The following is a 14,086-nucleotide window of genomic DNA, read 5'->3' on the forward strand; positions in this document are numbered from 1 at the left end:
CACCCCGGCGCATGCACCCCATGCGCCACCCAACCCCAGTCTCCGAAGGCAAAGCCCGCGTGCGGCCCTCCGGACTGAAGTCTCTCCCATCACCCCGGCGGGTTTCCCGCGCGGGGGCATCGGTGCGCGCGGCCTCCCGATCGGCTTCGCCGCGAAAACCCAAGATCTCCGTCATCCTAAAGTCCCTCCACCGTCATCCTCGGGCTTGTCCCGAGGATCTACAGTCGCCAGCCCGGAAACCACCGGACCAGTGAGATCGCCGAGGGTGCGGTAGATCCTCGGGACAGGCAAGAGGAGGACGAGACGCGAGGCTGGCGCAGACCCATGCCGTCAAGTTTCGTGAAAAACGTGTGAAGAATCAGAGCGCGTTGACCGCCTGAGAATCCCGCGGATGTCCCCGGCGGTCTTCACGGCCGCGCATGTTTACGCGATCGACAGGATCTCCAGCTCGTGGCCGCCCGCCTCGACCACGTCGCCCACCGCCTTGCCCATCAGCGCGCGGGCCACCGGCGAGGCAAACGAGATCGAGCCCTGCTTGGGGTCGGCCTCGTCCTCGCCGACGATGCGGTAGGTCTGCCGCGGGCCGTCGTCGCGACTGTAGGCCACGGTGGCGCCGAAGGCGACCGTGTCATGGGTGACCGGGTCGGGGATCAGTTCGGCGCTGTGCACCCGCTCGGCGAAATAGCGCGCGTCGCGCAGCGGCCCCGCCTGCTGGCGGCGTTTCTCGTTGACGTCGTCGATCGCCTGCGCCGCCTCGTAGGCGGCGCGGGCTTCGGCAAGCTGCGCCTCGAGCTGCCGCAGTCCCGACTGCGTCACCAGATTGGGATGGTCCGAGATCGGACGGTCGGGCAGCAGGGTCTCGGCTGCGGTTTCGGAACTCTCTTCCTTGGTGAAGGCAACGCTCACGATGGTCTCCATTTCCGATGCTGCGGGCGGCCCGGCGAGTGCCTCGCACGCCCGTCTCGATCGATCATAAGTTGAAAAAGGGCCGCCCGCCACAGGCGATCCCGTGCTGTCCCAACTCATGATGGAGCGCTTTGTTCCCGTCCGGGCCGGCTTCGGCTCAGGTGATCGGCGCGGCGGCCTTGATCATCTGCACGCCGTTGATCTTGAAGCTGCCGTCGGGCTGGCGCTCGAGCGAATAGAGCGCCGTCCAGTCCTGGCCGTCCGGCCCCTGGATCAGCACTTCCTGCACCACGCCCGAGCCGTCGGGGGCGATCTTCACCCGGCCGAAGGCGTAGTTGCCGGGCCGGTAGACCGGCTGGTAGCCGCGCTTCACCATGTCGAAGAACCGGCCCTCGTCGGGATAGATCCGCTTGATCGAGGGCGCGGCGTGGGAATAGGCGGCCGCCTGGTCGTCGGTGAGAAAGGCGTTGATCTGGCTTTCTATGATCGCGCGGGCGGTCGCCGCCTCGTCGGCGCGGGCGGGCGAGAGCATCAGCGCAACGAGCACTGCGGCGCAGATTGATGCGGGGCGAAACAGGGTCTTCATGACAGGTCCTCCATGCCGTTCAACATAGGACGGCGCGGGCGGATGGAAAGTTTCATCGCGCCGGGACGAGCACGGCCGTTTCCGAGGTCAAGACGCCCTGCCAGGAATTCCATGGGATATCAGGACTCTACGACCCGAACCTCAGAGACTGAATCCGCCAATACCGGCCTCACGGCACGATCATCACCTTGCCGTCGCCGAGCCTGAGGGCTGCGGGCAGGTGCTCCATGGCGTCGCCGAGCCGGACCGTCGCCACCACCTCGGTCTTCCAGGCGCCCTTGATGAAGCGGTCCTGCACCTGGCGCAGCGTCCGCATCTTGCCGATCATGGAGGTCTGCCGGAACCATTTCATCAGCCAGAATCCCTCGATCTTCTTGTCGAGGAAAATGAACTGGCCGGGCTCTGAGATCGACGGCGCCTGGGTGGCGAGCCGTCCATAGATGATCCAGCGCGCGTGGTTGGGCATGGCCATGAAGAGGTCGGCCGACTGCTGGCCCGCCACCGCATCGAGCAGGATGCGCGGCGTCTCGGATTTGCACAGCGCCGCGAAGCGGGCGTCGAAATCCGGATCGGTGCTCACCAGCACGTGTCTGGCGCCCAGATCCCTCAGATGCTGGGCCTGGCTCTCCTTGCGGATGACGGCGATCATCGCATAGCCGTTGTCGCGGGCGAGTCCGGCCATCAGCTTGCCCAGTTGCGAGAAGGCGGCGGTGAAGACGAAGCTCTTCGATCCGGACTCCTTGACGATGTCGAACATCGCCCAGGCGGTCACCGGATTGACCACATGGCCGGCCGCATCCTCGTCGCGCATGCCGGGCTTGACCACCACGCAGGTGGCGGCCGGCGCCACGATGTACTCGGCCCAGGCGCCCGAGCCGCCGGCGCCGCCGACGAAGGCCACCCGCTTGCCCTTGAGCCAGCGTGCATAGAGCCCGTGGCCGCCGACCACATCGCCCACGCCCTCGAAGCCCGCGGGCTGGCCCTTGACGCGCGGCTGGCCGTATTCGCCCTTGATGAAATAGAGATCGGACGGATTGACCGAGGCCATCCGCACCCTGATCAGCACCTGGCCCGGACCGGGCTTGGGCACGGGCAGGGCGCCATAGGCGAGATAGGGCTCGAGCGTGTCGATCGCCGCGCCCTCGCGGACCGGCGCGAAGCCGTCATGCTTGAGGATCAGGGCGTTCATGGTGCTGGGCGGGATCATGGGTCGTCCTTACGGAATGAGGATGGTCTTGCCGATGGCGCCGCGGTCGAGGATGCGCTGGAGCGCCGGCGCCGCCTCGGACAGCGGGCGGCGGGCGTCGATCCGCGGCTTGATCAGGCCTTTGGAATGCCAGTCGAACAGTTCGCGGTTGTTGGCGGCGTAGGCGTCGGGCTCCTTGGCGGTGAAGGCGCCCCAGAACACGCCGACGAGCGAAAATTCCTTGAGCAGCACCAGATTGACCGGCAGCTTCGGGATCTCGCCCGAGGCGAAGCCCACCACCAGCAGCCGGCCGTGGCGGGCCATGGCGCGGGCGGCGACGTCGAAGGCTGCGCCGCCGACCGGATCGAAGGCCACGTCGACGCCGCGGCCGTGCTCCTGCTTCAGGCTCTCGCGCAGGCCTTCATAGGGCAGGGCGGCATCGGCGCCCGCCTCCAGGCAGGCCTCCTGCTTCTCGGCGGTCGAAGCCACGGCGATGACATGGGCGCCGATCGCCTTGCCGATGGAAATCGCCGCGAGGCCGGTCGAGCCCGCGCCGCCCAGCACCAGCAGGGTCTCGCCGGCCTTAAGATGCGCGCGTTGCCTGAGCGCATGATGGGCGGTGCCCCAGGCGCACATCAGCGCGCAGGCGTCGTCGAAGGGCATGGTCCCGGGCAGGGGGAAGACGCTGGACGCCGGCGCCAGCACCTTCTCGGCGTAGCCGCCGAGATCGGCGAGCGCCACAGCGCGGTCGCCCGGCCTCACATGGATGACGTCGTCGCCCACCGCCTCGACCAGGCCAGCCGCCTCCATGCCCGGCACGAAGGGCGTCTCTGGCTTCATCTGGTAGAGCCCCTGGACCAGCAGCCCGTCGGGATAGTTCACCCCCACCGCCTCGGCCCGGATCACCACCTCGCCGGGCCCTGGCCGAGGGTCGGCCACATCGCGGTACTCGAGATTTGAGACCGGTCCGTACTGGGGGCAGACTATGGCTTTCATCGGGATTCAGACCTTTTCCTGGGTGTAGCGCTTGAGTTCGGTGCGCGCCACCTGGCGGCGGTGCACGGCGTCGGGGCCGTCGGCCAGCCGCAGCGTGCGTAGATGCGTCCACATCCGCGCCAGCGGCGTGTCCTGGGAAATGCCCTGGCCGCCGAACATCTGCGCCGCCTCGTCGGTGACCTTCAGCGCCACCCGCGGCGCCACCACCTTGATCTGGCTGATCCAGGGCGCCGCCGCCACCGCATTGCCCTGGTCCATCATCCAGGCGGCCTTGAGGCAGAGAAGCCGGGCCATCTCGATCTCCATGCGGCTCTCGGCAATGATATCATAATTGGCGCCGAGCTGGGCGAGCTTCTTGCCGAAGGCCTCGCGTTCGAGCGAGCGCTTGCACATCAGCTCGAGCGCCATCTCGGCCTGCCCGATGGCGCGCATGCAGTGGTGGATGCGGCCCGGCCCGAGCCGGCCCTGCGCGATCTCGAAGCCCTTGCCTTCGCCCACCAGCAGGTTGGAGGCCGGAACCCGGACATCGGTGAAGCGCAGGTGGAAATGGCCGTGCGGCGCGTCGTCCTGGCCATAGACCTGCATCGGCCTCAATTTCTCGATTCCCACCGTGTCCGCCGGCACCAGGATCATCGAATGGCGCGCGTGCTTGGGCAGGTCATCACCGCCCGTCCGGACCATGACGATGTAGATCGCGCAGCGCGGGTCGCCCGCGCCCGAGGCCCACCATTTCTCGCCGTTGAGCACATAGCTGTCGCCGTCCCGCACGCAGGACATCGAGATGTTGGTGGCGTCCGAGGAGGCGACATCGGGCTCGGTCATCAGGTAGGCGGAGCGGATCGCGCCATCGAGCAGCGGCGCGAGCCAGCGCTTCTTGTGCTCGGGCGCGCCGTAGCGGTCGAGCACCTCCATATTGCCGGTGTCGGGGGCCGAGCAGTTGAAGCTTTCGGCGCCCAGATGCGCCTTGCCCATTTCCTCGGCGAGATAGGCGTATTCGACCGTGGTGAGGCCGCCTTCCGCCTGGGTGCGCCACAGGTTCCACAGGCCCCGCGCCTTGGCCTTGGCCTTGTGTCCCTCGAGGATCTCGGTCTGGCGGGCGGTGTAGCTCCAGCGGTCGCCGTTGGCGCCGACATCGGCGAGGAATTCCTCGTCGAGCGGCATGATCTCGGTGCGCACCATGTCGCGCACGGCCTCCAGGATCGGCTCGAGATGGGCGGTGACGCCGAGGTCCATCGGCTTTGCAGCGGTCATGCGGTTGCTCCTTCGTGTGTTGGGCGCGGATGTGTTCGGGCGGGCCGTTCGTCGGTCACTCCCAGGAGCCGGATCGCGTAGAGCACGCACTCCTCGGCAAGCAGGTCGATGTCTTCAAGGCTCTGGTTGTCGCGCGGGGTGAACCAGACGATCGGTCCGTTGATGCACATGAAGACCGAGTTGAGCGCGATCTTGATGTTGCGGTAGTCGATCGCTCCCTCCGCCCTGGCCTGTTCCAGGACGGTGAGGAAATGATCGGAATAGGCGTCGCGCAGCCGCGCCAGATGCGCCAGTTCGGCGTGTTCCTTGGCGGGCATGGTGCCGTGGCGGAGCATGTCGACGCCCTGGCTGACCACGTTCTGGAACGGCTTGGTGCGGATGACGCAGAGCACATGCGCCTTCAGCACCGATCTGAGCCGGTCGACGGCCGGCAGCTCCGCCTCCAGATAGGGCTCGATCGCCTCGAAGATCATCGTCATGCCGGTGCGGTAGACGTCGAGGAACAGCTCGGCCTTGGAGGCATAGTGGTGATAGACGCGGCCCTTGGTCGAGCCGATGCGGGCGGCGACCTCGTCGATGCTGGTGGCCGAATAGCCGTGCGCCTCGAAGCAGAGCGCCGCCCCTTCCATGATCTCCATGCGGGACAGGCCGGTGTCGCTCTGGCGGCGGTATCTGCTCGATCGCGCAACGGTCGTCATCGCTCTGTGCGCCCCTGGTCCGCCATTGTGCAACTCCGCGCTCGCGTGAAAAGAAATCTGCCAAGCCGTCTTGCGGTTCATCGGGACATGAACATACTGTAGAGTATGTTGTCAATCGAAGCCAGCGCGCTATTGTCGGGAAACCGGCGGGCAGCAGGCGGCGGCGACGGAATGCGGGGAGACATGGCATGAGTGAAGCAAGCGAGCGCTATTTGGGCAGCCTGTTCGGCGTCGGCGGCAAGATCGCACTGGTGACCGGCGGCGCCACCGGCATCGGCCGGATGATCGCCACCGGGCTGGCGCAGGGCGGGGCCAATGTGCTGATCGCCTCGCGCAAGGGCGAGGACTGCGTCGCGGTGGCCGAGGATATCAACGCGCTCGGAGGCGAGGGGACGGCGGAAGGATTTGCCGGCGATGTCGGCACCGAGGACGGCATCCTGGCGCTGGCCGAAGCCGTGCGTGCGCGCACCGACAGGCTCAATATCCTCGTCAACAATGCCGGCGTGTCCTGGGGCGCGGACTATGCCGAGTTCCCGCATGCGGCCTGGTCCAAGGTGATGTCGATCAATGTGGCGGGCCTGTTCACGCTGACCCGCGAGCTGACGCCGCTGATGGTCGAAGCCGCCAGCGACACCGACCCGGCGCGGGTGATCAATCTGGGCTCGGTGATGGGCACGCAGCCCCTGGCCGACGGCGCCTATTCCTACGCGGCCTCGAAGGCGGCCGTGCATCACCTGACCCGGATTCTCGCAGGCGAGCTTGCCGGCCGGCGCATCACCGTCAATGCCTTCGCGCCCGGCCCGTTCCAGAGCCGGATGACGGCCTTTGCGACCGCGCGCGACGAGCAGGTCGACAAGGTCGCCGCGGGCGTGCCGCTCGGCCGCATCGGCGCGCCCGACGATGTGGCGGGTGCGGCCCTTTACCTGTGCAGCCGCGCCGGGTCCTATATCAGCGGGGCGATTCTCCCCATCGATGGCGGCATGTCGGTGCAACACGACATTCGCCTGTTCAAGGATGCTTGAGATGGACACCGAACCCTTCGACATTGAAGCCCTGGCCGACGAGCTGCACGAACTCGTTCCGGGATTCTCCGGCCTGCACGCCATCGAGAAATTCCACACCGGCCAGTCCAATCCCACCTACCGGGTGGAGGCCGACAGCGGACGCTACGTGCTCAGGGCCAAGCCTCCGGGAACGCTGTTGAAATCGGCGCATCAGGTCGACCGGGAATACCGGGTGATGAAGGCGCTCCATGAGAACAATGTGCCGGTTCCCAGGGTCTTCGCGCTGTCGGAGGAGCACAGCGCCATCGGCCGGATGTATTTCGTCATGGAGCTGGTCGAGGGGCGGATCTTCTGGGATCCGGCGCTGCCGGGCATGAGCGCTTCGGAGCGCGCGGCGGTCTATGACGGCATGAACGACGTGCTGGCGCGGCTGCACAGCGTCGATCCGGAAGCCGCGGGCCTCGCCGATTTCGGCCGCTCCGGCAATTATTTCGCCCGGCAGATACGGCGCTGGAGCGAGCAGTATCTCGCCAGCAAGACCGAGGAGCTGCCGGACATGGACCGGCTGATGGACTGGCTCCTGGAAAACCGGCCCGAGGATGACGGGCTGGTCCGGGTGGTGCATGGCGATTTCCGGCTCGACAACATGATCTTCTCCGCCCATGGCGAGAAGGTTCTGGCGCTGATCGACTGGGAACTGTCGACGCTCGGCCATCCGCTCGCCGATCTCTCCTACCAGTGCATGCAATGGCGGCTGCCGCATGCCAGCGGCTTCCGCGGCCTGGGCGGGCTCGACCGGGCCGAGCTCGGGATTCCGAGCGAGGAGGACTATGTCGCCCGCTACTCCGAGCGAAGCGGCATCGAGATCGCCAACTGGTCGTTCTGCCTGGCCTTCTCCTTCTTCCGGCTCGCGGCCATCCTACAGGGCGTCTACAAGCGCTCGCTCGACGGCAACGCCTCCAACCCTGAAGGCGCGCGCGAAATCGCCAAGGCGGTGCCGCTGCTGGCCGCGATGGCCAATGACGTGATGGCGGGGAAGGCCTGACGATGGCGGATTTTTCGGGCCGGGTGGTGATTCTCACCGGCGCCGCCGGCGGCTTCGGCCAGGCTGCGGCGCGCTGTTTCGCGGATGCCGGCGCGCGCCTGGTGCTGAGCGACCTGCATCGCGCGCCGCTCGAGGCGCTGGCGGCTGGGCTCAAGGGCGATGTCCGGACGGTCGCCGGCGACATCAGCGAGCCGGACCTGTCGGAACGCCTGGTCGAAACCGCCCTGGCGGAGTTCGGCCGGCTCGACGTGGCGGTCAACAATGCCGGCATCGTCCACGACATGGCGCCGCTGCCGAAGACGCCGGTGGATGTGGCGCGGCGGATCATAGATATCGACCTGATGGGCGTGTTCTACGCCATGCGGGCGCAATTGCCGGCGCTCGAGAAACGCTTCCGCGACACCGGCGAGGCGGGCGCCATCGTCAATGTCGCCTCCGTGGCCGGCGTGGTCGGCGCGCCGATGCTTTCGGTCTATTCGGCCGCCAAGCACGGCGTCGTCGGACTGACCAGGTCGGCGGCGCTCGAATATGCGCGCCGGGGCGTGCGGGTCAACGCGCTGTGCCCGTCGTTTGCGCGCACGCCGATGGCCACGGATTTTCTCGACAAGGCCGGCACCAACCGCGACCAGGCCGAGGCCGCACTGGTGCAAGCGATCCCCATGCGCCGGCTCGCCGAAGTCGGCGAGGTGATCGCCGGGCTCGTTTTCCTTGCCGATCCGGCGTCGAGCTTCGTCACCGGCCAGACGCTGCAGATCGACGGCGGCCTGTCGGCGGCGTGACCGGGCTATAGCTGACGCACAACGGTTGCACATTCGCACTTGTTGAACATCAAGACCGGGCAGTGCACAGTGGGGGTCAGACAGTCTGGTCCAGGAGGCATCACCATGCAGGAACTCACCCATTTCATCGGCGGCAAGCATGTGAAGGGCACGTCCGGGCGCTTTGCCGACGTGATGAACCCGGCGACGGGCGAAGTTCAGGCAAAAGTGCCGCTGGCCTCGACCGAGGAACTGGCTGAAGCCGTCGCGGTCGCCGCCCGCGCCCAGGTCGGCTGGGGCGCCACCAATCCGCAGAAGCGCGCGCGCGTGCTGATGAAGTTCGTCGAGCTCCTGCACCGCGACATGGACAAGCTCGCCGAGGCGCTGTCGCGCGAGCACGGCAAGACCATCCCCGACGCCAAGGGCGACATCATCCGCGGGCTCGAAGTGGCCGAATTCTGTTTTGGCGCGCCGCATCTCCTGAAGGGCGAGTTCACCGAGGGCGCGGGCCCAGGCATCGACATGTATTCGCTGCGCCAGCCGCTGGGCGTGGTCGCCGGTATCACCCCGTTCAATTTCCCGGCCATGATCCCGATGTGGAAGTTCTGCCCGGCGATCGCCGCCGGCAACGCCTTCATCCTCAAGCCCTCCGAACGCGACCCGTCGGTGCCCTTGATGCTGGCCGAACTGATGAGCGAGGCGGGCCTGCCCGACGGCATCCTCAATGTCGTCAATGGCGACAAGGGCGCGGTCGATGCAATCCTCGACCATCCCGAGATCATGGCCATCGGCTTTGTCGGCTCGACCCCGATCGCGCAATATATCTACGGCCGCGGCTGCGCCAACGGCAAGCGGGTGCAGTGCTTCGGCGGCGCCAAGAACCACATGATCATCATGCCTGACGCCGACATGGACCAGGTCGTCGACGCGCTGATCGGTGCGGGCTACGGCGCCGCCGGCGAGCGCTGCATGGCGATCTCCGTCGCCGTCCCCGTGGGCGAAAAGACCGCCGACCTGCTGATCGAAAAGCTCACGCCGCGCGTCGAGGCCCTCAAGATCGGGCCCTACACCGCCGGCGACGACGTCGATTTCGGCCCGCTGGTCACCCGGCAGGCGCGCGACCGGGTGCTCGGTCTCGTCAATTCCGGCGTCGAGCAGGGCGCCAAGCTGGTGGTCGACGGCCGCGATTTCTCCATGCAGGGCTATGAGAACGGTTATTTCATCGGCGGCTGCCTGTTCGACAACGTCACCCGTGACATGGACATCTACACCCAGGAGATCTTCGGGCCGGTCCTGTCGGTGGTCCGCGCGCCCAACTACGCCGAGGCGCTGCGCTATCCGATGGAACACGAATACGGCAACGGCACCGCGATCTACACCCGCGACGGCGACACCGCGCGCGATTTCGTGAGCCGCATCAACATCGGCATGGTCGGCGTTAACGTGCCGATCCCAGTGCCGCTGGCCTACCACACCTTCGGCGGCTGGAAGAAATCCGGCTTCGGCGATTTGAACCAGCACGGCCCGGACGCGTTCCGGTTCTACACCCGCACCAAGACCGTGACCGCGCGCTGGCCTTCGGGTATCAAGGAAGGCGCCGAGTTCGTCATCCCCACCATGGGCTGACGGGCGGAGCAGGCGAGGGTTCGGAATTCCGCGAGGAGGCGGTCGGCGCATGGATTTTGAACTGAACGGGGAACAGCAGGCGATCTTCGACATGGCGCGGGAGTTCGGCGCCGAACAGATCGCGCCGTTCGCGGCCCAGTGGGAAAAGGACGGCGGCATCCCGCGCGGCGTGCTGGAAGCCGCCGCGGCGCTCGGCCTGGCGGCGATCTATGTGCCGGAAGAGGACGGCGGCTCGGGGCTGACGCGGCTCGACGCGACACTGGTGTTCGAGGCGCTGTCGATGGCCTGTCCGTCGGTGGCCTCGTTCCTGTCGATCCACAACATGTGCACCTGGATGATCGCGTCCTACGGCTCGGACGAGATGAAGGCGCGGCTCTTGCCGGACCTCGTCAGCATGAAGACCATCGCCTCCTACTGCCTGACCGAGCCGGGTTCGGGATCGGACGCCTCGGCGCTCCGCACCCGCGCCGAGCGCACCAATGAGGGCTACCGGCTCAACGGCGCCAAGGCGTTCATTTCCGGCGGCGGCTTTTCCGATCTCTATCTGGTGATGGCGCGCACCGGCGCCGACGGGCCGAAGGGCATTTCCGCGGTCGTGGTCGAGAACGGTAGGCCCGGCCTTACCTTTGGCGCTCAGGAGGACAAGATGGGCTGGCGATCGCAGCCGACCACGGAAGTGCAGTTCGACGGCTGCGACATTCCGGCCGAGAACCTCATCGGCGAGGAGGGCGCGGGGTTCCGCTACGCCATGAGCGGGCTCGACGGCGGCCGGTTGAACATCGCGGCCTCGGCGCTGGGCGGCGCGCAGTCGGCGCTCGACAAGACGCTTGCCTACATGGGCGAACGCCAGGCCTTCGGCAAGACGATCGACCAGTTCCAGGCGCTGCAGTTCCGGCTCGCCGACATGGAGACCGACATGCAGGCGGCGCGGATCTTCCTGCGCCAGGCCGCGAGCAAGCTCGACAGACGCGCGCCCGACGCCACCAAATACTGCGCCATGGCCAAGCGGCTGGTCACCGACACCGCCTTCAAGGTCGCCAATGACGCGCTGCAACTGCATGGCGGCTACGGCTATCTCGCCGATTACGGCATCGAAAAGATCGTCCGCGACCTGCGCGTCCACCAGATCCTCGAGGGCACCAACGAGATCATGCGGGTGATCATTTCCCGCGCGCTGCTCGCGGAGCGGGCCGCATGAGCATCCGCATCCGCAAGATCGGCCGCATCGGCCAGATCACGCTGCAACGTCCCGAAGCTCTCAACGCGGTCACCTACGAGATGGTGCTCGCCATCGAGGCGGCGCTTGACGGCTGGCGCGACGACGACCGCGTCGCCTGCGTGCTGATCGACGCCGAGGGCCACAAGGCCTTCTCCGCCGGCGGCGACCTGCACTACATGTACGACACCGCCTCGAAAGGCGATTTCGAGGCCGGCCGCAGCTTCTGGCGCGACGAGTACCGGCTCAACGCCAGGATCGCGGCCTATCCCAAACCCTATGTCGCGCTCTGCCAGGGCTTTGTCATGGGCGGCGGCGTCGGCGTGTCGCTGCACGGCTCGCACCGGGTGGTGGGCGAAAGCTCGAAGATCGCCATGCCAGAATGCGCCGTGGGACTGGTGCCCGATGTCGGCGGCTCGCTGCTCTTGGCCCGCGCGCCGGGGCGGCTCGGCGAGTATCTCGGCGTCACCGGCGCCCGCATGAACGCCTCCGACGCGATCCTCGCCGGCTTCGCCGATTACTTCATTCCCGAGGCCGAATGGTCCGGCCTGACCGAGACCCTGATCGAGACCGGGGATGTCTCGGCGGTGGAAAGCCTGGCGCGCGATCCCGAGGACGGGCCGCTGATGGCGCTGCGCGGGCAGGTGGACGCGGCTTTTGGCAAGGCCACGCTTACGGAAATCCTCGCTTCGCTGCCCGACGCCGATTGGGGCACGGCCGCCGGCAGGGCCATCCGCGCCGCCTCGCCGCTGTCAGCCGCCTGCACGGTACACCTGGTGCGCCGGGCGCGGGCGAGCGGCGACATCCGCACGGCGCTGCAGCAGGAATACCGCTTTACCTCGCGCAGCGCGTCTGACGGCGATTTCGTCGAGGGCATCCGCGCAGCGATCATCGACAAGGACAAGTCCCCGCGTTGGCGCCATGCCCGGGTGGAGGATGTGACGCAAGCCGAGATCGAGGCCATGCTTGCGGAGCCGCCGGGGGGCGACATCGCGATTTAGACGGCCGGGTGTCCGCCTCCCCCTTGAGGGGAGGCCGGAGAAGCGAGCGCAAGCGAAGCTGATCCGGGTGGGGGTGCGGGGCTATCGGCTAACGCGGGCTTCGCGTTTGCATCATACCCCCACCCCAACCCCTCCCCTCAAGGGGGAGGGGCTAACCCGGCCACGAACGCTTTGGATGAGATAGTATCGCCTTTGCGCAATTGCTGCGCTAGAGGCCCACAGCAAGGAGGACTTGGCATGAAGATCGGTTTCATCGGACTGGGCAACATGGGCGCGCCGATGGCGGCCAATCTGGTCAAGGCCGGCCACGCGGTCACCGGCTTCGACGTGGCGGGCGTCACGGTCGAGGGCGTCACAAGCGCCGGATCGGCGGCGGAAGCCGCCTCGGGCCAGGAGGCGGTGATCACTATGCTGCCCAATGGCGAGATCCTGCGCGCGGTCTATGCTCAGATCGTGCCCGCCGGGGACAAGGGCGCGGTGTTCATCGATTGCTCGACGGTGGACGTCGACAGCGCCCGCGCCGCCCACGACATGGCCGCAGCCCATGGCCTGTTGTCGGTCGATGCGCCGGTGTCGGGCGGCGTCGGCGGGGCGTCGGCCGGCACGCTCACCTTCATGGCGGGCGGCAGCGACGAAGCATTCTCGCGCGCGGCGCCGCTGTTCGAGATCATGGGCAGGAAGGCGGTGCATTGCGGCGATGCCGGCGCCGGGCAGTCGGCCAAGATCTGCAACAACATGCTGCTCGGCATCTCGATGATCGGCGCCTGCGAGGCCTTCGCGCTGGCGGAAAAACTCGGCCTTTCGGCGCAAAGCCTGTTCGACGTGGTCTCGACCTCCTCGGGCTCGTGCTGGTCGGTCAACACCTATTGCCCGGTGCCCGGCGTCGGCCCGCAAAGCCCGGCCGACAATGGCTACAAGCCCGGCTTCGCCGCCGAACTGATGCTCAAGGACCTGAAACTGTCGCAGCAGGCGGCGGGCAGCGTGTCGGCGATGACCCCGATGGGCGCGCGCGCCACCGAACTCTATGCGGAGTTCGTCGCCGGCGAGGGCAAGGGCAGGGATTTCTCGGCGATGATCGAAAGGCTGAAGTAGGCCTCCGAGCATCTGGCACAGGCCGCCGCTCGCGGCTATCATCGCCGGGGGTGTCCTCATGCGCGCGGGATCGGCCGCGGGTGGAAGCGAGTGTCCATGGCCTTGGGGTCTCCACTTTTCATCGAACAGGGCCTGCGGCCGGACCACCGCGATGACGCGGTCCATCTGTTCTGGGACGCGTTCAAGGGCAAGCTGGGGCCGCTGCTCGGGCCCGAGGCGCGGGCGCTTGACTTCCTGCGCACGGCCATCGACCCGCGCCATGCGATCAGCGCGGTCTCGGGTGAGGGGGATCTCGTCGGGATCGCCGGGTTCAAGACGGCGCAGGGCGGCTTCGTCGGCGGCGGCATCGGGCCGTTGCGACAGGCTTACGGCCTGCCGGGCGGCCTCTGGCGCGGCGCGCTGCTGTCGGTGCTCGACCGGCCGGTGGAGCCCGCGTGCTTGCTCATGGACGGGATCTTCGTCGCGGCCGCCGCGCGCGGGCAGGGCGTGGGCACGGCGCTGATCGGCTCGGTCCGTCAGAAGGCGCGCGAACTGGGCTGCACCAGCGTGCGGCTCGACGTGATCGACAGCAATCCCCGCGCCCGGGCGCTCTATCTGCGCCAGGGTTTCGTCGCCGAGGAGACCAGCGAGACCGGGCTCTTCCGCCATGTCTTCGGCTTTCGCTCGTCGACGCGGATGATCTGCATGCTGTAGCGAAGAAAAAACCGGAGGACCACGGAAA

The 14,086-nt window shown here is 67.4% G+C and carries 14 protein-coding genes; 8 read left to right on the plus strand and 6 right to left on the minus strand.

All coding sequences use genetic code 11. From position 1 onward, the window contains the following. Positions 1 to 423 precede the first annotated feature (423 nt). From greA to LL06_RS21595, 6 genes are all read right to left on the minus strand, one after another. Positions 424 to 906, minus strand: a complete 483-nt coding sequence (greA, locus tag LL06_RS21570) for a transcription elongation factor GreA (protein WP_035531795.1) — start codon at positions 904 to 906, stop codon at positions 424 to 426. A 157-nt stretch (positions 907 to 1,063) separates the two neighbouring features. Beyond that, the gene (locus tag LL06_RS21575) at positions 1,064 to 1,492 is read right to left on the minus strand and encodes a DUF4864 domain-containing protein (RefSeq protein ID WP_035531743.1); all 429 of its coding nucleotides are present in this window, start codon (positions 1,490 to 1,492) and stop codon (positions 1,064 to 1,066) included. Positions 1,493 to 1,661: 169 nt separating this feature from the next. Then, complete coding sequence (locus tag LL06_RS21580) at positions 1,662 to 2,699, minus strand: zinc-binding dehydrogenase (protein WP_035531746.1); 1,038 nt, start codon at positions 2,697 to 2,699, stop codon at positions 1,662 to 1,664. A 9-nt stretch (positions 2,700 to 2,708) separates the two neighbouring features. After that, a complete protein-coding gene (locus LL06_RS21585; RefSeq protein ID WP_035531749.1) occupies positions 2,709 to 3,674 on the minus strand; it encodes an NADPH:quinone oxidoreductase family protein in 966 nt (321 codons plus the stop codon). Between the two features lie 6 nt (positions 3,675 to 3,680). Beyond that, on the minus strand, positions 3,681 to 4,907 hold the full coding sequence (locus LL06_RS21590) for an acyl-CoA dehydrogenase family protein (protein WP_035531796.1): 1,227 nt from the start codon (positions 4,905 to 4,907) through the stop codon (positions 3,681 to 3,683). A 14-nt stretch (positions 4,908 to 4,921) separates the two neighbouring features. After that, positions 4,922 to 5,623, minus strand: coding sequence for a TetR/AcrR family transcriptional regulator (locus tag LL06_RS21595; protein WP_052161809.1), 702 nt, complete (start codon positions 5,621 to 5,623; stop codon positions 4,922 to 4,924). A 188-nt stretch (positions 5,624 to 5,811) separates the two neighbouring features. Here LL06_RS21595 and LL06_RS21600 point away from each other — a divergent pair, with 188 nt between their 5' ends. From LL06_RS21600 to LL06_RS21635, 8 genes are all read left to right on the plus strand, one after another. Beyond that, positions 5,812 to 6,645, plus strand: a complete 834-nt coding sequence (locus tag LL06_RS21600; protein ID WP_035531751.1) for an SDR family oxidoreductase — start codon at positions 5,812 to 5,814, stop codon at positions 6,643 to 6,645. 1 nt (position 6,646) lies between these two features. Further along, a complete protein-coding gene (locus LL06_RS21605; RefSeq protein ID WP_035531754.1) occupies positions 6,647 to 7,672 on the plus strand; it encodes a phosphotransferase family protein in 1,026 nt (341 codons plus the stop codon). A gap of 2 nt (positions 7,673 to 7,674) precedes the next feature. Next, positions 7,675 to 8,451, plus strand: a complete 777-nt coding sequence (locus LL06_RS21610; RefSeq protein WP_035531757.1) for an SDR family oxidoreductase — start codon at positions 7,675 to 7,677, stop codon at positions 8,449 to 8,451. A 105-nt stretch (positions 8,452 to 8,556) separates the two neighbouring features. Continuing rightward, the gene (locus LL06_RS21615) at positions 8,557 to 10,056 is read left to right on the plus strand and encodes a CoA-acylating methylmalonate-semialdehyde dehydrogenase (RefSeq protein WP_035531760.1); all 1,500 of its coding nucleotides are present in this window, start codon (positions 8,557 to 8,559) and stop codon (positions 10,054 to 10,056) included. Between the two features lie 49 nt (positions 10,057 to 10,105). Further along, the gene (locus LL06_RS21620) at positions 10,106 to 11,254 is read left to right on the plus strand and encodes an acyl-CoA dehydrogenase family protein (protein WP_035531763.1); all 1,149 of its coding nucleotides are present in this window, start codon (positions 10,106 to 10,108) and stop codon (positions 11,252 to 11,254) included. Continuing rightward, positions 11,251 to 12,273, plus strand: a complete 1,023-nt coding sequence (locus LL06_RS21625; RefSeq protein ID WP_035531766.1) for an enoyl-CoA hydratase/isomerase family protein — start codon at positions 11,251 to 11,253, stop codon at positions 12,271 to 12,273. Before LL06_RS21620 ends, LL06_RS21625 begins: the two co-directional genes overlap by 4 nt. 237 nt (positions 12,274 to 12,510) lie before the next feature. Then, the gene (mmsB, locus tag LL06_RS21630; protein ID WP_035531769.1) at positions 12,511 to 13,365 is read left to right on the plus strand and encodes a 3-hydroxyisobutyrate dehydrogenase; all 855 of its coding nucleotides are present in this window, start codon (positions 12,511 to 12,513) and stop codon (positions 13,363 to 13,365) included. 102 nt (positions 13,366 to 13,467) lie between these two features. Further along, positions 13,468 to 14,058, plus strand: coding sequence for a GNAT family N-acetyltransferase (locus LL06_RS21635; protein ID WP_244447204.1), 591 nt, complete (start codon positions 13,468 to 13,470; stop codon positions 14,056 to 14,058). Positions 14,059 to 14,086 lie beyond the last annotated feature (28 nt).

This window comes from Hoeflea sp. BAL378 (genome assembly GCF_000759435.1).
In the GTDB taxonomy this organism is placed as follows: domain Bacteria; phylum Pseudomonadota; class Alphaproteobacteria; order Rhizobiales; family Rhizobiaceae; genus Hoeflea.